This is a genomic window from Streptomyces sp. JLBG701, assembly GCF_058544905.1.
Window position 1 is genome coordinate 8,343,717 of sequence record NZ_CM178588.1, and the last position, 17,818, is coordinate 8,361,534.

Genomic DNA, 17,818 nt, shown 5'->3' on the forward strand with positions numbered 1-17,818 from the left:
TTCAGCCGATGGGTCGGCCGTACGCCCTGAGGGTGCGCAGGGCCTCGATCGTCACCATGGGGCGGGCCTCCAGGGCCGGCCCCGGTGCCCACTGCCGCCAGCGGATCGGCCAGCCGCCGTCCTCCTGCTGCTCGCCCGCGAGGAAGTCCAGGGAGCGCGTCATCTCCTCGTCCGTGAACCACGCGCGCGCGAGGGAGTGTGGCGTCCTGGCGTAGTCGTGCGGGAAGTGGTGTTCACCGCGCGCGTAGCCGGGAGCGACCGGGTACGCGTCGAGGTGGTCCGGGTCCAGTGCCGCCAGGCGGTGTTCGCGCACCAGTCGGCCGAGGCGGTCGGCGGTCGCCTCCGCGCGCGGGCGGTCGGGGGCCGAGTCCAGGAAGGCCACGGCGGCCTCGATCTCGTACGGGTGGGACTTCTCCAGGGAATCGACCCGCTGCCAGCAGAAGTCAGTCGCCCGGAACAGCCAGGCGTGCCACACCTCGTTGCGGTGCAGGAGGCCCACCACCGGCCCTGTGGCGAGGAGTTCGCTGGGCGGGTCGTCCACGATCGGCACGAAGGGGGCCGTCGGATAGCCGCGCTGGCTGGGATGAATCGCCGGCAGGGCACCGTCCGCCGTGGAGACCGAGGTCAGGTAGCGGCACACGCGCTCTACCCGCTGTCCGCCGCAGCGCCCGATGGAGTCCAGGACGCGCAGGGCGTGGCCGGTGTGCAGCGGCTGGCTCACCGGGCCGCGCAGATCGGGCTCCAGCGCGTGGCCGTACCCGCCGTCGTCGTTGCGGTAGGCGTCCAGCGCGGTCTCCACCGGCTCGGCGCTTCCGTTCAGGAAGTGGTACGCGAAGAGGCGCTGCTCCAGCACGCGCGCGTTGAGCCACACGAAGTGCTCGGCGCGGAACAGCGGGGAGTGCGCCGGGGGCGTCGGGGGGAGTGGGGAAGCTCCGGTTTCGGCCATGAGCCAGACCGTAGGACGGAAAGCGTTCTCGGCAAGTGGTCCCGGCTCGGGCCCACTCTCAGGGGCGGGATACTGGTGTCATGCGGTTGACGGTCTTCTGGGAGCGAATGGCGGAGCACTTCGGTACGGGGTACGCCGACACCTTCGCGCGTGATCATGTGATGTCGGAGCTCGGCGGGCGCACGGTGCACGAGGCGCTGAACGCGGGCTGGGAGGCGAAGGACGTGTGGCGAGCCGTCTGTACGGCCGTGAACGTTCCGCAGGAGAAGCGCTGATCGGGCACGAAGATCGCGGGACGGCAGCCGATTGTCGGTGGCGTGGGCGAGACTTGCTCCGTGGCACCCACAGATGAGACCGGACAGGTCGCCCAGCAGGCATCCCCGTTCGGCACGACGCCGCCCGCCCGGCCCCCGGCGGAAGGCACCGTCGTGCCGGGCGCACGCATGCCGCGCTGGCTGCCGCGCGCCATGGTGCTGGCGCTTGCCCTCATCGCCGTGTTCCAGCTGGGCAGTTGGGCTTTTCACCAGCTCACCGGCCTGCTGATCAACATCCTCATCGCGTTCTTCCTGGCGCTCGCCATCGAGCCCGCGGTGAGCCGGATGGCGTCCCGCGGTATGCGCAGGGGGTTCGCCACCTTTCTGGTCTTCCTCGGCCTGCTGATCGTGAGCGCCGGATTCGTCACGCTGCTCGGCTCGATGCTCGCGGGCCAGATCATCAAGATCGTCGAGGATTTCCCGAACTATCTCGACTCCGTCATCAACTGGGTCAACGCGCACTTCCACACCGACCTGAAGCGGGTGGACGTCCAGGAGGGCCTGCTCCGCTCCGACTGGCTGCGCAACTACGTGCAGAACAGCGCGACCGGCGTCCTGGACGTCTCCGCCCAGGTGCTCGGGGGCCTCTTCCAGCTGCTGACGATCGCGTTGTTCTCGTTCTACTTCGCCGCCGACGGGCCGCGACTGCGGCGTGCCCTGTGCTCCGTGCTGCCGCCCGCCAAGCAGGCCGAGGTGCTGCGCGCGTGGGAGATCGCCGTCGACAAGACCGGCGGCTACATCTACTCGCGCGGACTGATGGCGCTGATCTCCGGCATAGCGCACTACATCCTGTTGGAGTCCCTGGGCATCCCGTACGCGCCCGTGCTCGCCGTCTGGGTGGGTCTCGTCTCGCAGTTCATCCCCACCATCGGCACCTATCTCGCGGGCGCCCTGCCGATGCTGATCGCCTTCACGGTCGATCCCTGGTACGCGCTGTGGGTGCTGATCTTCGTCGTGATCTACCAGCAGTTCGAGAACTACGTGCTGCAGCCCAAGCTGACATCGAAGACGGTCGACATCCATCCTGCGGTCGCCTTCGGGTCGGTCGTCGCCGGCACCGCGCTCCTCGGCGCCGTCGGCGCTCTGATCGCCATCCCGGCGGTCGCCACGCTGCAGGCCTTCCTGGGGGCGTACGTGAAGCGGTACGACGTCACGGACGACCCTCGCGTCCACGGCCACCGGGGACGCGGATCGGGGGGCGGCCTGCTCACGCGCGCGCGGCGGCTGTGGGAGCGACCTCGGGTGGAGGAACCCGGGGAGTCCGACGAGGGCTCCGGCTGAGCGGCGGCCGGGTCAGTACGTGACGACGGCCCACGCCCCGGCCGCGGTCACGGCAGCCGCGTAGCACCCGACCGCCGTGGCCACGATCCGCCACCGGACCGCCTCGCTCCAAGGCGTGCGGGACAGCAGCCAGGCGAGCGCGGGCAGCACCAGGACGGCGTGCAGGCTGACCCCGTGCAGCGGCTTGAGCGGGGCCGTCGAGTGGTACGCCGCCTCCTGGTTGCCGGTGCGGGCGAGCACCACGCCGCGTGCGATCATCGCGGCACCCGAGGCCAGCGCCACGAGCAGGACGGCGAACCCCGAGCGCACCGCGAGCGGCATCCCCGTGGGGCCCGAGGGCCGGTGGCGGAACGACGCGAGAGCGAACACGGTGAGCAGCGCCACGAGGACGCCCCCACCCACCGCGAGCGTCATGGACACCGTCGTGTCGAAGGGCGTCTCCATGTCGAGGTGAGAGGGCACCCGGCGCCATGCCTGGAGGGTGATGCCGCCGACCTCGACGACACAGTCGGCGGCGAACACGACGAGCAGTGCGGAACGCAGGCGCGGCCCGACACGCAGATACGACGTCACCCAGGCGACCGCGATCAACGTCACCCCGAAGGACAGCCCGAACGTCACGGGCTTGCGCCAGGAGACGGGCCCCTCCCAGGGGCCGCCGTCGACGGCGAACACCACCAGGTGCACGAGGCCGGAGAGGACCAGCAGCAGACCGGTCGCGTGGCACAGACGCTCGACGGGGCGCGCGCCGGATGCCAGCGCCGGGGTCCCGCGGCCGTCTCGGCCGGTCTTCTCGTTTTCCATGGACTGAGCTTCGTCAGAAGTCCCCGCACAGTCGTCGTCCGACCGAAGGCACCCGCCCTACGCCGCAGGGAGTATCCCGGCGAGAGGCCCGGGATCCCGGCCGTTGTCGGACCGTGAACGTAGTCTCGGAGGTGTCGCATGGTGCGCTTGACACGAAAATCGAACATCCATTCTTATGGGAGTTCCGGCGAAGCTGTCGGTGGGTATTTCGGCAGGGTTTTGATGGAGATGTGTCCGAGTTATCCACAGGCCGGACGGGTGTCGGGACGCATTGTCAGTGGCAGGCGTTAGCGTCTTTGACGTGAAGCGATCGACTCAAGCAAATCGGGTGGAACCCATGGCAGGAACCGACCGCGAGAAGGCGCTCGACGCCGCGCTCGCACAGATTGAACGGCAATTCGGCAAGGGCGCGGTGATGCGCCTGGGCGAGCGGCCGAACGAGCCCATCGAGGTCATCCCCACCGGGTCGACCGCACTCGACGTCGCCCTCGGTGTCGGCGGCCTGCCGCGCGGCCGAGTGGTGGAGGTGTACGGCCCGGAGTCCTCCGGCAAGACGACCCTGACCCTGCACGCGGTGGCGAACGCGCAGCGGGCCGGCGGCCAGGTGGCCTTCGTTGACGCGGAGCACGCCCTTGACCCCGAGTACGCGAAGAAGCTCGGCGTCGACATCGACAACCTGATCCTGTCCCAGCCGGACAACGGTGAGCAGGCCCTGGAGATCGTGGACATGCTGGTCCGCTCCGGCGCCCTCGACCTCATCGTCATCGACTCCGTCGCCGCGCTCGTCCCGCGCGCGGAGATCGAGGGCGAGATGGGCGACAGCCACGTCGGTCTCCAGGCCCGTCTGATGAGCCAGGCCCTGCGGAAGATCACCAGCGCGCTCAACCAGTCGAAGACCACCGCGATCTTCATCAACCAGCTCCGCGAGAAGATCGGCGTGATGTTCGGCTCCCCGGAGACCACCACCGGTGGCCGGGCGCTGAAGTTCTACGCCTCGGTGCGACTCGACATCCGCCGCATCGAGACGCTGAAGGACGGCACCGACGCGGTCGGCAACCGCACCCGCGTCAAGGTCGTCAAGAACAAGGTCGCACCGCCCTTCAAGCAGGCCGAGTTCGACATCCTCTACGGCCACGGCATCAGCCGCGAGGGCGGCCTGATCGACATGGGCGTGGAGAACGGCTTCGTCCGCAAGGCCGGCGCCTGGTACACGTACGAGGGCGACCAGCTCGGCCAGGGCAAGGAGAACGCGCGCAACTTCCTGAAGGACAACCCCGACCTGGCCAACGAGATCGAGAAGAAGATCCTGGAGAAGCTGGGCGTGGGTGTCCGGCCGCAGGAGCCGACCGCCGAACCGGGCGTGGACGCGGCGGTCTCCACCGCCACGGACGACGCCGCCAAGACGGTGCCCGCTCCGGCTGCGGCCAAGGCCACCAAGTCCAAGGCCGCGGTAGCCAAGAGCTGACCCGTGACACGACGAACCGACTGGGCCGAGTACGCCTCCTACCCCGAAGTCCCGCAGGAGCGGGGGCGCGAGGGCGACGGGAGCTTCGCGGGGGACGGCGACGGTTGGCCGGACGGCGGCTCGCATCACGGTGAAGGCACGCCTGCCGGCGGTCGGCGCGGTGAGCGCGGGACGCGTGGCGGGGGCGGCTCACGTGGCGGGCGTGGGCGCGGCCGCGCCCGGCGTGGCTTCGGAGAGGCGTCCGATGGGGACGGAGGCTCCCTTTCCTCGTCGAAGGCCGAGAAGGAGGAGTCCTCGAAGGACCCGGCCGAGCAGGCGCGGGCGATCTGTCTGCGCCTGCTCACCGGGACCCCGCGCACGCGAAAGCAACTCGCGGACGCCCTGCGCAAGCGGGAGATCCCGGACGACGTGGCGGAGGAGGTGCTGTCGCGGTTCGAGGAGGTCGGCCTGATCAACGACAGCGCGTTCGCGGAAGCCTGGGTGGAGTCCCGGCACCACGGGCGAGGGCTGGCCCGGCGCGCACTCGTCCAGGAGCTGCGCACCAAGGGCGTCGACTCCACGCTGATCGACGAGGCGGTCGCACAGCTCGACTCCGAGCAGGAAGAGGAGACCGCGCGCGAACTGGTCGCCCGCAAGTTGCGCTCCACCCGCGGCCTCGACCGGGACAAGCGGTTGCGCCGTCTCGCGGGCATGCTCGCCCGCAAGGGCTACCCCGAGGGCATGGCCCTGCGGGTGGTCCGGCGGGCGTTGGAGGAAGAGGGTGAGGACACGGAGTTCCTCGCGGACGAGGGCTTCTGACGGGGCGAGGGCTGTTGCTACCACCCGCCTGCCCACGACGCAGGTGAGCAGGCGCAGACAGAGGGCAGGGATCCCAGCTTGTCCTGGCTTGGCGCGGGCGGGCCGACTCCGGCCAGAAATTCGTAGGCCCCGAAGAAATTCGTAAGCCCGCAGGACATCCAGATCCCTCCGAACGCCGAATCCCCGGACACAAGTAAGAGCCGGGGCCCACGGGGCAGTTGAGCGATCACGGAGGCATCGACTCGATCGTGAACCGGTGGCTCGCTGCGCCGGTCCGATCGCGGGCCCTGGACACGGTGGACGCGCGGGGGCGCCGATCGCGTTCAGGGCCCGAACATCCAACTCCTCAAGTTCGCGCTGCTGCGCCTCGCGGGGGCGACCCGCCGACAGGTGCTCCGCATGCTGCGCACCGAGGCCCTGTCGGTACTGCTCCTCGCCACCGACACCGCCACCGCCGTCGGAGTAGGGCGTGTCCGCCCAGGCCGCTCAACGGCGTCAAGCCGCCCGAGACTAGAGGCAGTTGGGGCGAATGAGAGGCCCGAGGCGTGCAGCATTAGGTTGCGCTCCCGGAAGGGTGAGCATGTTTCGCCCCGCTGTACCGTCTGCGCCGTCGAGCTCACCCGACCCGCGCCGCCGCTGCCTCACCGGGTCCCTGGGCAGATCTTCCCGCATGCCTTGAAAGGCGGCTCTTCCATGCCCATGCCCATGCACTTTGTGGCACGCCGCCGAAGAACGCTGACCGCATCGATCCTCGGGGTGAGCCTCGTGATGAGCGGTTGCGGACTCCAGGCAGGTGCCGAGGTCTCCAACGACGGACCCCTCCGGCTGGGGTTCGTCAACGGGGGCGACAGCCAGTTCCACACCTGCCTGCAAAGGGCCGTCGAGGAGACGGCCAGGAACAACTTCGCCGAGCTGGTGTCGGCCAACTCCCATCAGGACGCCGGTACCGAGCTGTCCAACATCGAGGACATGATCGCCCGCAGGGTCGACGCGATCATCGTGCAGACCGTGAACGTCGACGCGCTGGAGAACGACATCGCCAAGGCCAGGAGCGCGGACATACCCATCTTCCTGACCTCGGTGGTCCCCGACGATCCGGAGCACATCCTCGGAGCCGTCGTCGTCGACCTCAAGAAGGTCGGACAGCTCGACGCCGACTGGATCGCCGAGGACGCCGGCGGCAAGGGTGTTCGGGTCGGGATCGTCGCAGGTGCCCCGGGAGCCGCCTCCGACCTGCTGGTGGCCGGCTTCACCAAGGCGCTGCCCGACAATGCCGAGGTGGTGGCGAACCAGCCCGGCATGTTCAACGCGGACAAGGCGCGTGCGGTCGCCGAGGACATGATCCAGGCGCACACGGACCTGCAGTACGCGTTCGTCGCCAACGAGGAAATGGCCTTCGCCGCCCGCAAGTCGTTCGACGCGGCCGGCGGCAAGGACGTCAAGATCGTGACGGTCAACGGCACCGACGAGGCACTGGCCGCCCTCAAGGACGGCCGTTTCGCGGCCACGGTCTCCAACTCGGCGATGGAAACCGCCGAACTGGCGGTCACCAACACCATCGACCTGCTGCGCGGCAGAAAGGCCGACAAGATCGCCCAGACACCGGTTCGCCTCATCACCAGGAGCAACGCGGACACGGCCCCGCTGTACTGCCCCGACGAGAACTGAGGCCACACCGCCTACCTACGAAGCCACCGGCAACCCCGCGGCCTTCCACGCCTGGAACCCACCGACCAGATCGGTCGCCCGGCACAGCCCCAACTGCCGTAGGGACGCGACCGCCAGGCTCGACGCGTAGCCCTCGTTGCAGATCACCACGACGCGCAGATCGTGGTGCGTGGCCTCGGGGGCACGGTGGCTGCCCCGCGGATCGAGGCGCCACTCCAGCTCGTTGCGCTCGACGACCAGCGCGCCGGGAATCAGGCCGTCCCGCTCGCGCAGAGCGGCGTAGCGGATGTCGACCAGGAGCGTCTCGCCGGCCCGGGCGGCGTCGTACGCCTCTCCCGGCTCGGTCCGCTCGTAGCCCGCACGCACGCGTGCCAGCAATTCGTCGATGCCGACCGGGTGTTCGTCCGTGCCACCCGGGCTGCCCGCACCGCTCACTGCCAGTCCTCCGGCCGCTCGGTCTGCTCCAGGCGCAGCACCTGCCCCACCCGGCTGTAGCGGCGGATCTGCGGCAGCGGCGGGTAGTAGGCGTGGACGGAGATCGCGTGCTGGTCGGTGGACTCGTTGAGGACCTCGTGGACATGGTGTTGGCCGAAGGCGCGGCCCCGGCCGGCCGGCAGCTGTCGCTCCCGGTCGACGCCCTCCGTCAGTTCCAGGGTCTGCCAGCCGTCGGTGGGCAGCCGCGCGGCGAGCGAGTTCTCCTTGAGCTCGCCGGACGCGGTGAGGAAGGCGCCGACCGACTCCGCGTGGTCGTGCCAGCCGGTGCCTGTGCCGGGCGGCCAGCCGATCAGCCAGGCCTCACTGCCGCACGGCCCCTCCAGGCGCACCCAGGTGCGGCCCTCGGGGTCGAGCGGGAGCGAGGCGATCAACTCGGCGTCGGCGGCTGTGCGTCGTACGAAGTCGAGGAGGTCTGCCTGAGTGGGCGCCTGGACGGGCGCAGGGGTGGAGACAGAGTGGGAGACAGACACGTACACCGTCCTGATGAGGGTTCGCGAAGACGCGCGCGAGAACACGACAGTGGTGCGCGCGGATGAGGGAGATGCGAATTCAGCAGGGGGTCTGACACACGCAGCCCACATAGCGGACGAGGTCCAGATGGACCTTCCGCCACAGGCGCACAGAGGTGTCAGTCACGATCCGGAGTACAGCATGACGGTGTGTGCCGGTCAACTCACCGTCACAATGTGGACAGCATGGGCAGGGGTACGGAGGCCTCAGCGCGAGCCGGCCGTGGCCTCGGCCTCCGTCTTCGCCGGGCCGCCCAGGGTCGCCTCGGCCGCCGCGTACAGGTCGGCCGGACGCACCCCGTTCAACGCCGTGACCAGGTGTCCGTCGGGGCGGACGAGGAGCACGGTGTGGGCGGCGGCGCCCGGGTAGCTCTCGGCGACGAGCAGCTCGGCGGGGTGCGGCAGCGCGGTCACCGCGGCCGCCAGCCGAGGCATGATCCCGGCGGTCACCCAGTGCTTGCGCTCCCACACGCCCGTGCCCGGCGCGATCAGCACGACGAGCAGCGCGCCGCGGCCGAGCCGGTCCCGCAGCCGCACGAAGGAGCCGTCCTCGGCCGTGACCCGCACATCGGCGACCGGCGCGCCCGGCGAGGTGTCGACCGGCACCTCCGCCTCGATGTGCCGGGGCGCAAGCGGTGAGTCGGCGTACGCCCCCGGCGCACCCAGCGCCCCGCGCCCCAGGTGGCCGTCCATGAGCAGCACGTCGTGTCCCCGGGCCGACCCGGGGACGTACGCGCGCAGCCCTCCGCCGCCGCGCAGCAGCGGCAGCGCCTGGTCGGCGGCGCGCAGCCGTGCGGCGACGACCGCGCGCCGCTCGGCCTGGTAGCTGTCGAGCAGCGCCTCGTGCGGCCCGTGGTGCCAGGCCAGCGCCAGCTTCCAGGCGAGGTTGTCGGCGTCCCGCAGCCCCTCGTCAAGACCGTGCGTACCGAGCGCGCCGAGCAGGTGGGCGGCGTCCCCGGCGAGAAAGACCCGCCTGGCCCGCCACCGACGGGCCAGCCGGTGGTGGACGGTGTGCACGCCGGTGTCGAGGAGTTCGTACGGCGGTGTGGTGCCGCCGCTCCAACCCCCCAGGGTCTCGCGGACACGGGCCACGAGGAGCTCGGGTGTGACCAGGTCCTTGCCCGGCGGCAGCAGCCAGTCCAGGCGCCACACACCGTCGGGCAGGGGGCGCCCGCTGACCTCCCCGGCGGACGGGCCGGACGTCCGCCACGGGAGTACTCGATGCAACAACGCCTCGTCGGCCCACGGAAGTTCCGTGCGCAGTGCGGCGACGGCGTGTCGCTCGACGGACGTACGGCCGGGGAAGCGGATGTCCTGGAGCTTGCGCACGGTCGAGCGCGGACCGTCGCAGCCGACCAGGTAACTGCCGCGCCACCAGGTTCCCTTGGGGCCACGCGTGTGTGCCGTGACGCCGGACGGCTCCTGCTCGATGGAGTCGAGGCGGCTCTCCACGGCGACCTTGACGAGCCGCTCGCCCACGAGAGCCGCGCGCAGGGCGCCGGTCAGGACGTGCTGGGCGATGTGCACGGGAGCCGGGTCGGCGTCCCCGAACGTGATCTCGCGAGTCACCTGCTTGCGCCGCATCGACCGCCATCCGGCCCAGCGGGAACCGGCCTCGGACAGCGCCACCCCGGTCAGCCGTTCCATGAGCGCGGCGGTGTCCTCGCGCAGGACGACGGTCCGCGCGGGGCGCGGTTCGTCCTTGCCCGGCCCCTCGTCGAGGACGACGGACGGCACTTCCTGTCGCGCCAGCGCAAGGGCGAGCGTGAGCCCGACGGGCCCCGCCCCGACGATGATCACCGGGTCCACGGCGTGGCGCCCCCTGCCCGCGGAGGTGTCCTGAGGGACGTATGTGAACAGGAAGTTGGAGCAGGGTGCACGATCACAGAACGTATGCAACCCATTGCCGGTGCTTGCGTCAAGTGACGGGGGCAGTGGCGTGATCGCCACTGCCCCCGTGCAGCTCATGCCACTTGACTGCTCATCAGATTCCACCGCCGCCGGCGCCGGTCCCGAAGGAGCCCCCGACCTCGGCCGCGTTGAGCTCGTCGACGTCCTCGGCGCCGAGCACCACACCGGTGCCCCGCTTGCTGCGCCGCAGCCTGCCCTCCAGCCAGCTCGCGAAGCTGGTCAGGATGAAGTTCAGGACGATGTAGATGAGCGCCACCACGATGAAACTGGGGATGACGGTGGCGTAGAACGCCGCGAGTGTGCCACGCGAGTTGAGCAGCTCGGTGAACCCGATCATCACACCGCCGAGCGCGGTGTCCTTCACGATGACGACCAGCTGGCTGACGATGGCCGGCAGCATCACGGTGACGGCCTGCGGGAGCAGGATGCTGGTCATCGTCTGGCCCTTGCGCAGCCCGACCGCCTGGGCGGCCTCCGTCTGGCCCCTGGGCAGGGCCAGGATGCCCGCCCGGACGATCTCCGCGAGGACCGAGGCGTTGTAGAGCACCAGGCCCGTGACGACCGCGTACAGGGGCCGGCTCTCGGTGCTGACGTCCGTGGAGCGGGCGTAGAACTCGTTGGCGAAGAGCATCAGCAGCAGCACCGGGATCGACCGGAAGAACTCGACCACCGCACCGGCCGGAATCCGGACCCACCGGTGGTCGGACAGGCGGGCGATGCCGAAGACCGCGCCCAGCGGAAGGCCGATGAGCATGGCGAGCCCTGCGGCCTTCAGGGTGTTGGCCAGGCCGGGCAGCAGATACGTCGTCCAGGCGTCGGCCTCGGTGAACGGCTCCCACAGGGCCCACTTCAGCTGGCCCTTGTCGTCCATCGTCCGCCAGACCCACCACAGGACCAGGGCGAGCAGGACGAAGAAGACCACCGAGAGGAGAACGTTGCGCCGCTTGGCCCGTGGGCCGGGGGCGTCGTAGAGGACCGAGGTCATCGCTTCACCGCCAGTCGCTTGCTCAGCCAGCCGAGGGCGAGGCCTGTGGGAAGTGTCAGAACCACGAATCCGAAGGCGAACACCGCGCCGATGAGCAGGGTCTGCGCCTCGTTCTCGATCATTTTCTTCATCAGGGCCGCGGCCTCCGCCACACCGATCGCCGCCGCCACGGTCGTGTTCTTGGTCAGCGCGATCAGTACGTTGGCCAGCGGGCCGATGACCGAACGGAACGCCTGCGGCAGCACGATGGACCAGAGGACCTGGGTGAAGCTCAGCCCGATGGCGCGGGCGGCTTCGGCCTGTCCCACGGGCACCGTGTTGATGCCCGAGCGGATCGCCTCGCAGACGAAGGCCGCGGTGTAGGCGATGAGGCCGAGGATCGCCAGCCGGAAGCCCAGTGTGTCGAAGTCGTCTGCCGCGCCCAGCGTCATACGGAAGATGTCGGCGAGACCGAGCGAGGTGAAGACGATGATGACCGTCAGGGGGATGTTCCGGACGATGTTGACGTAGGCGGTGCCGAACCCGCGCATCAGCGGGACCGGGCTGACGCGCATGGCGGCCAGCAGAGTGCCCCAGACCAGGGAGCCGAGGGCGGAGATGGCGGTGAGTTTCACCGTCATCCAGAACGCCCCTAGGACGTCGTAACCTTCAAGAAAGTCGAACACGATCTCCCGCGCTTCCGGGTGTGTGGCGAACGTGGCATGCGTGGCGGACACAGTGCGCCGCCGCCCTGATCGCGGTGGGCGGCGGCGCGCCTGTGGAACCTGGCGTTACGAGACGATGACGCCGATCTTCGGGGCGGGCTCGTTCTTGTAGTTGGCCGGGCCGAAGTTGTTCTTGACGGCGGTGTCCCAGGCGCCGTCGCTGACCATCTTCTCCAGCGCGGTGTTGATCTTGTTCAGGGTCGCGGTGTCGCCCTTCTTGACGCCGATGCCGTAGTTCTCGTTGCTGAGCTTTAGGCCTGTCAGCTTGAACTGGCCCTTGTACTGCTCCTGGGCGGCGAAGCCCGCGAGGATCGAGTCGTCGGTGGTCACCGCGTCCACGGCGCCGCTCTGCAGACCGGCGATGCACTCCGAGTACGTGCCGTACTCCTTGAGCTGGGCCTTCGGGGCGATCGACTCCGTGACGTTCTGCGCCGAGGTGGAGCCGGTCACCGAGCACAGCTTCTTGCCGTTGAGGTCCGTGCCCTCGGTGATGTCCGAGCCCGTCTTGGTCAGCAGGTCCTGGTGGGCGAGCAGGTAGGGGCCGGCGAAGTCGACCTTCTGCTTGCGCTCGTCGTTGATCGAGTAGGTGGCCGCGATGAACTTGACGTCGCCGCGGGCGAGCGCGTTCTCGCGGTCGGCGCTCTTGGTCTCGACGAACTCGATCTTGTCGGCGTCGTAGCCGAGCTCCTTGGCCACGTACGTCGCGACGTCCACGTCGAAGCCGGAGAAGGACCCGTCCGACTCCTTCAGGCCGAGGCCGGGCTGGTCGTACTTGATACCGATCTTGATCGTGCCGCCGCCGCTGGAGCTGGATCCGGTGTCACTGCTGCTGTCGTCGTCGTCTCCGCCACAGGCCGTCGCGGTCAGGGAGAGGACGAACACAGCCGCGGCCGCGGCGGTGACCTTGCGAAGCTTCATGGTGAACATCCTTTGTGGTGAAGAGGTGCGAGCCGTCATGGGCGGTGACGCAGTTCGTCGGTGATTCGGAATCCGTCCGGAGGACGGATTCCGTCAGTGGTGAAGGATCTTCGAAAGGAAGTCCTTGGCGCGGTCGCTGCGCGGGTTGCTGAAGAACTGGTCCGGCACAGCCTCTTCGACGATGCGGCCGTCCGCCATGAACACCACACGGTTCGCAGCCGAACGGGCGAAGCCCATCTCATGGGTGACGACGATCATGGTCATGCCGTCGCGGGCGAGCTGCTGCATGACCTCCAGGACCTCGTTGATCATCTCCGGGTCGAGAGCCGACGTCGGCTCGTCGAAGAGCATGACCTTGGGGTCCATGGCCAGGGCGCGCGCGATGGCGACCCGCTGCTGCTGGCCGCCGGAGAGCTGGGCGGGGTACTTGTCCGCCTGCGATCCCACGCCGACCCGGTCGAGCAGTGCGCGGGCCTTCTGCTCGGCCTTCTTCTTGTCCGCTTTGCGGACCTTGATCTGGCCGAGCATCACGTTCTGGAGCACGGTCTTGTGCGCGAAGAGGTTGAAGGACTGGAAGACCATCCCGACGTCCGCCCGCAGGCGGGCCAGCTCCTTGCCCTCGTGAGGCAACGGCTTGCCGTCGATCGCGATGGCGCCCGAGTCGATCGTCTCCAGGCGGTTGATGGTGCGACACAGGGTGGACTTGCCGGACCCGGAGGGCCCGATGACCACGACGACCTCGCCGCGGGCGATCGTCAGGTCGATGTCCTGGAGTACGTGCAACGCGCCGAAGTGCTTGTTGACGCTCTTCAGGACGACCAGTTCGCCGGTTGCGGCCATGTCTTCCTTGGCCACCGATACTTCGGTCATCGCTCTCTGGCTCCGTCCTCACTCGGTTTCGGAGGACAGTAGTAACCCCATGCGACCAGCGTCATTACATCTGAGGGGAATCTGAGCATCACGATCCGATAGCAATCGGACACGTGTCGTAGCAGTTGTGACCTTGGCTGCGTATCAGGCGGGTAACGGTAGGGGTGCGCAACCGGAACCCGCTTGACGCCGTCCTCATCAATCAGCGTGACTGCCATCGTGCACGCGCGCGTGTGCCCGTGTTTGTGTACCTACAGAGATCGTACGTCCGATGAACCGGAGGGAGCTGGGATGAGACTGCTGCTGGTCGAGGACGACAATCATGTGGCCGCGGCTCTTTCGGCGGTCCTGAAGCGGCACGGTTTCGACGTCACCCACGCGCGCAACGGCGAGGAGGCCCTCCAGGCGCTCGTCCCGGAGAGCGACGGCTTCGGCGTCGTCCTCCTCGACCTCGGCCTGCCCGACCAGGACGGCTACGAGGTCTGCGGCAAGATCCGCAAGCGCACCAGCACCCCGGTCATCATGGTCACCGCCCGCTCCGACGTCCGCTCCCGCATCCACGGCCTCAACCTCGGGGCCGACGACTACGTGGTGAAGCCCTACGACACCGGAGAGCTGCTCGCCCGTATCCACGCCGTCAGCCGGCGCACCGTCACCGAGGACGCGGCCGCCGGCGGGGAGACCGCGCTGCGTCTGGGCCCGGTGTGCATCGAGCTGCCCACCCGACAGGTCAGCGTGGACGGTTCGATTGTCCAACTGACCCGCAAGGAGTTCGACCTCCTCGCGCTGCTCGCCCAGCGCCCGGGTGTGGTCTTCCGCCGGGAACAGATCATCAGCGAGGTGTGGCGCACCAGCTGGGAGGGCACCGGACGCACCCTTGAGGTGCATGTCGCGTCTCTGCGCGCCAAGCTGCGCATGCCGGCGCTGATCGAGACCGTACGGGGCGTCGGCTACCGGCTCGTCGCACCGGCCGGCTAGCGGGCACGGGTGCGCACACGTCTTCTCCCGCTGCTCATCGTCCTGATGGCGGCCGTGCTGCTCGCGCTCGGCGTCCCGCTGGCGGGCAGCGTCGCCGCGGCCCAGCAGCAGAAGGTGGTCGTCGACAGGATCGACGACACGGCGCGCTTCGCGGCCCTCGCCCAGTTCGTCACCGACACGCCCACCGGAGACTCCGGCACGCCCGTGGACGAGCGGCTGGAGACGCTGACCCGTGAACTCGTCAGCTACTACGAGGTCTACGACATTCGGGTGGGTGTCTTCTACAGCAGCGACATCCCCATGGCTCGTGCGCCGAAGGACTGGTTCCTCCCTCGAACGGGGGAGGTGCGCGACGCCTTCGAGGAGGCGCTCCTCAGCCGCCGCAGCCACGACCCGCGGCAGGTCTGGCCCTGGCAGCGCGATCACCTCGTCGTCGCGTCCCCGGTCATCCGGGACGGCGACGTCGTCGCGGTCGTCATCACCGACTCGCCCACCGGGCCCATGCGTTCGCGGATCCTGCGCGGCTGGCTGATCATCGGCGCGGGCGAGATCGGCGCGATGCTGCTGGCCGTGGGCGCGGCGCTACGGCTGACCGGCTGGGTGCTCAGGCCCGTACGCGTCCTGGACGCCACCACACACGACATCGCCACCGGACGGCTCAAGTCCCGGGTCGCGGCCGCCGGCGGACCACCGGAACTCAGACGCCTGGCCCGGTCGTTCAATGAAATGGCGGACAACGTCGAGGACGTCCTGGAGCAGCAGCGCGCCTTCGTCGCCGACGCCTCGCACCAGCTGCGCAACCCGCTCGCGGCGCTGCTGCTGCGCATCGAACTGCTCGCGTTCGAACTACCGGAGGGAAACGAGGAGATCGCCTCGGTCCAGACCGAGGGCAAACGCCTGGCGCAGGTCCTGGACGACCTGCTCGACCTGGCGCTGGCCGAGCACGCCGAGGCGGACCTGCGCCTCACCGACATCGGCCAGCTGACCGCCGAGCGCGTCGCGGCCTGGACGCCGACCGCCGCCGCCAAGGGCGTTCGGCTGGTGGGGGACTGTCCGCCGACCACCGCCTGGGCCGACCCGATCACGCTGTCCAGCGCCCTGGACGCGGTGATCGACAACGCCGTGAAGTTCACGCCCAAGGACAAGAAGGTCGAGGTGACGGTCGCCGCCAACGGCGACACCTCGACGGTCGTGGTCACCGACGACGGCCCGGGCCTCACCGACGAGGAACTCACACGTATCGGCGACCGTTTCTGGCGCAGCGGCCACCACCAGAACATCAAGGGCTCCGGCCTCGGACTGTCCATCTCCCGGGCCCTGCTCGGCGCGGGCGGCGGCTCGATCTCCTACGACCATCACGAGCCGCACGGGTTGCGGGTGACGGTGTCGGTGCCCAGGTCGGCGTCGGCTTCGGCGTCGGTGCCGACACCCTGACGCGGCTGTTCTACGGCTTGACCGAGCGGTAGTAGCGCCGGGCGCCCTCGTGGAGCTGGAGGGGGTCGGTGTAGATCGCGGTGCGTACGTCGACCAGTTGCGCGGAGTGGACGTGGGCGCCGATGCCGTCGCGGCTCTTGATCACGGTGCGGGTCAGCCACTCGGTGAGCTCGGGGTCCATGTCCGTGCGGGTCATCAGCAGGTTGGACACCGCGATCGTCGCCACCGTGGCGCCGTTCTGGATGGTGGGGTAGGCCGACTCCGGCATGTTGGTGGCGCGGTAGTAGTGGGTGTCCGCGCCCTCCTCATGCATCTTGGCGACGAGAGTGGCTTCTATCGGGACGAACTTGAAGGTGAAGTTGCTCGCGAGCTCCCGCAGCCCGTTCGTCGGCAGTCCGCCCGACCAGAAGAACGCGTCGATCTCGCCGTCCTTGAGCCGGTCGGGCCCGGTGTCGATGCCCTCGGCCTCGGGCGTGATGTCCGTCGCCGGGTCGATGCCCGCCGCCTTGAGCACCCGGTTGGCGATGAGCCGCACCCCCGAGTCGGGCAGCCCTATGGCCACCCGCTTGCCCCGGAGGTCCGCGACGGAGTCGATGTCCGACTCGCGCGGGACGATGAGCTGCACATAGTCGTCGTACAGGCGTGCGATGCCGCGCAGCCGGTTCGCACCGGTGCCCTTGTACGAGGCCACCGCGTCGGCCGCGGCGACGGTGAAGTCGGCCCCGCCTCTCGCCACGCGCGCGACGTTCTCCTGCGACCCGTCGCTGGTCAGCAGCTTCACCTTGAGGTTCGGCATGTCCTTGTCGAGCTCGGCGGTCAGGAGCTTGCCGTACTCCTGGTAGACGCCCGCGGGCGTTCCGGTGCTGAAGGTGATCGTCCCGCTCGGCGGGTCCTCGCCCAGGGGCAGCAGCCACCACAGCAGCAGCCCGAGGGCCAGGAAGCCGGCGACCGCGCCCTGTAGGGCCCGGCGCCTGCCGATACGGGGGAACACTGTGGACATGCGCGCGATCCTGCCAGCCCGTACGCGGTGCTGACCAGGACCGGGGTCACAGCGGGGGCGGACCGCCGCGTCGGGCACGGCGAAGGCGGGAGGGAAACGGGACTGTCAGAGGCGGCCGTTAGAGTCGGCGCATGCGCCGCTCTCCCGCCGACCTGGTCCGTGAATTCCACCTCGCGTTCGGGCTGGACGCCCGCAGCACACCGACAGAGGTCTCCCCGCAACTCGCCGCCCACCGCGGGGAACTGCTCGCGGAGGAGGCCGCCGAGGTGGCCGAGGTCGCGGTCGACGGCCCGCTGAACCTGCTCGCGCACGAGTTGGCCGATGTCGTGTACGTGGCGTACGGCACCGCCCTCGTCCACGGGATCGACCTCGACGCGGTGATCGCCGAGGTGCATCGCTCCAACATGACCAAGCTGGGCCCCGACGGCAGGGTCGCGCGCCGGGCCGACGGAAAGGTCCTCAAGGGCGACCACTACGAGGCACCGGACGTGGCGGCCGTACTGCGCCGCCAGGGATGGGTCCCCGACGGCGCCTGACGCCGGACAGGCCTTACGGTGTGCGGCCGCTCGCCAGCTGCCATTCGGCTCGCTGGTGGGGGCGGCGGCGCGGCCCTTGAGGGCCCACTGGGAGGCCCAGTCGCCGGACACGCCGAGATACGCGGAGCCGGGTGCGGTCCCGGTGCCCTCACCGCTGTACGTGAAGTCGACCTGGGGCGCGGCCTGGACGAAGCCGGACACC

The 17,818-nt window shown here is 69.5% G+C and carries 18 protein-coding genes; 8 read left to right on the plus strand and 10 right to left on the minus strand.

The features are described 5' to 3' along the window. Position 1: 1 nt before the first annotated feature. Positions 2-946 carry a hypothetical protein gene (locus tag AC5DRG_RS38520; RefSeq protein ID WP_491804383.1) on the minus strand — a complete coding sequence of 315 codons (945 nt, stop codon included), beginning with the start codon at positions 944-946 and terminating at the stop codon, positions 2-4. 80 nt (positions 947-1,026) lie between these two features. On the opposite strand from AC5DRG_RS38520, the gene AC5DRG_RS38525 reads away from it, so the two are divergent. Both AC5DRG_RS38525 and AC5DRG_RS38530 read left to right on the plus strand, forming a co-directional pair. Next, entirely contained in the window at positions 1,027-1,221 is a 195-nt protein-coding gene (locus AC5DRG_RS38525) for a DUF3046 domain-containing protein (protein WP_491804384.1), read from the plus strand. A gap of 60 nt (positions 1,222-1,281) precedes the next feature. Continuing rightward, positions 1,282-2,541, plus strand: coding sequence for an AI-2E family transporter (locus tag AC5DRG_RS38530; RefSeq protein ID WP_491804385.1), 1,260 nt, complete (start codon positions 1,282-1,284; stop codon positions 2,539-2,541). A 12-nt stretch (positions 2,542-2,553) separates the two neighbouring features. Here AC5DRG_RS38530 and AC5DRG_RS38535 read toward each other — a convergent pair whose 3' ends face one another. Further along, positions 2,554-3,345, minus strand: a complete 792-nt coding sequence (locus tag AC5DRG_RS38535) for a hypothetical protein (protein WP_491804386.1) — start codon at positions 3,343-3,345, stop codon at positions 2,554-2,556. Positions 3,346-3,682: 337 nt separating this feature from the next. On the opposite strand from AC5DRG_RS38535, the gene recA reads away from it, so the two are divergent. The 3 genes from recA (at position 3,683) to AC5DRG_RS38550 (ending at position 7,276) form a co-directional block, all read left to right on the plus strand. Beyond that, complete coding sequence (gene recA / locus AC5DRG_RS38540) at positions 3,683-4,810, plus strand: recombinase RecA (protein WP_491804388.1); 1,128 nt, start codon at positions 3,683-3,685, stop codon at positions 4,808-4,810. 3 nt (positions 4,811-4,813) lie between these two features. After that, positions 4,814-5,608, plus strand: coding sequence for a recombination regulator RecX (gene recX / locus AC5DRG_RS38545; protein ID WP_491804389.1), 795 nt, complete (start codon positions 4,814-4,816; stop codon positions 5,606-5,608). 693 nt (positions 5,609-6,301) lie between these two features. Then, positions 6,302-7,276, plus strand: coding sequence for a sugar ABC transporter substrate-binding protein (locus AC5DRG_RS38550; protein ID WP_491804391.1), 975 nt, complete (start codon positions 6,302-6,304; stop codon positions 7,274-7,276). Between the two features lie 15 nt (positions 7,277-7,291). On the opposite strand, the gene AC5DRG_RS38555 is transcribed toward AC5DRG_RS38550, so the two are convergent. The 7 genes from AC5DRG_RS38555 to AC5DRG_RS38585 all read right to left on the minus strand — a co-directional run bounded on the left by AC5DRG_RS38555 (position 7,292) and on the right by AC5DRG_RS38585 (position 13,668). Then, the gene (locus AC5DRG_RS38555; RefSeq protein ID WP_491804392.1) at positions 7,292-7,711 is read right to left on the minus strand and encodes a rhodanese-like domain-containing protein; all 420 of its coding nucleotides are present in this window, start codon (positions 7,709-7,711) and stop codon (positions 7,292-7,294) included. Then, positions 7,708-8,241, minus strand: a complete 534-nt coding sequence (locus AC5DRG_RS38560; protein WP_491804394.1) for a cupin domain-containing protein — start codon at positions 8,239-8,241, stop codon at positions 7,708-7,710. Before AC5DRG_RS38560 ends, AC5DRG_RS38555 begins: the two co-directional genes overlap by 4 nt. A gap of 246 nt (positions 8,242-8,487) precedes the next feature. Continuing rightward, positions 8,488-10,089 carry an FAD-dependent monooxygenase gene (locus tag AC5DRG_RS38565; RefSeq protein ID WP_491804395.1) on the minus strand — a complete coding sequence of 534 codons (1,602 nt, stop codon included), beginning with the start codon at positions 10,087-10,089 and terminating at the stop codon, positions 8,488-8,490. Between the two features lie 175 nt (positions 10,090-10,264). Beyond that, positions 10,265-11,176 (minus strand): amino acid ABC transporter permease, encoded by a 912-nt coding sequence (locus tag AC5DRG_RS38570; RefSeq protein WP_491804397.1) that lies wholly within the window; start codon positions 11,174-11,176, stop codon positions 10,265-10,267. Then, positions 11,173-11,841, minus strand: a complete 669-nt coding sequence (locus AC5DRG_RS38575; protein ID WP_491813270.1) for an amino acid ABC transporter permease — start codon at positions 11,839-11,841, stop codon at positions 11,173-11,175. Before AC5DRG_RS38575 ends, AC5DRG_RS38570 begins: the two co-directional genes overlap by 4 nt. Positions 11,842-11,946: 105 nt before the next feature. After that, on the minus strand, positions 11,947-12,798 hold the full coding sequence (locus tag AC5DRG_RS38580) for a glutamate ABC transporter substrate-binding protein (RefSeq protein ID WP_491804399.1): 852 nt from the start codon (positions 12,796-12,798) through the stop codon (positions 11,947-11,949). Positions 12,799-12,891: 93 nt separating this feature from the next. Then, entirely contained in the window at positions 12,892-13,668 is a 777-nt protein-coding gene (locus AC5DRG_RS38585) for an amino acid ABC transporter ATP-binding protein (RefSeq protein WP_491804401.1), read from the minus strand. Between the two features lie 291 nt (positions 13,669-13,959). On the opposite strand from AC5DRG_RS38585, the gene AC5DRG_RS38590 reads away from it, so the two are divergent. Together AC5DRG_RS38590 and AC5DRG_RS38595 are read left to right on the plus strand one after the other, a co-directional pair. Continuing rightward, positions 13,960-14,646, plus strand: a complete 687-nt coding sequence (locus tag AC5DRG_RS38590) for a response regulator transcription factor (protein ID WP_491804402.1) — start codon at positions 13,960-13,962, stop codon at positions 14,644-14,646. 9 nt (positions 14,647-14,655) lie between these two features. Beyond that, on the plus strand, positions 14,656-16,080 hold the full coding sequence (locus AC5DRG_RS38595; RefSeq protein WP_491804404.1) for a sensor histidine kinase: 1,425 nt from the start codon (positions 14,656-14,658) through the stop codon (positions 16,078-16,080). Between the two features lie 10 nt (positions 16,081-16,090). Here the strand turns inward: AC5DRG_RS38595 and AC5DRG_RS38600 are convergent, their stop codons facing one another. Then, positions 16,091-17,080 carry a TAXI family TRAP transporter solute-binding subunit gene (locus AC5DRG_RS38600; protein WP_491804406.1) on the minus strand — a complete coding sequence of 330 codons (990 nt, stop codon included), beginning with the start codon at positions 17,078-17,080 and terminating at the stop codon, positions 16,091-16,093. Between the two features lie 131 nt (positions 17,081-17,211). Between AC5DRG_RS38600 and AC5DRG_RS38605 the strand changes: the two genes are divergently transcribed. Beyond that, complete coding sequence (locus AC5DRG_RS38605) at positions 17,212-17,616, plus strand: pyrophosphohydrolase domain-containing protein (RefSeq protein WP_491804408.1); 405 nt, start codon at positions 17,212-17,214, stop codon at positions 17,614-17,616. Positions 17,617-17,818 lie beyond the last annotated feature (202 nt).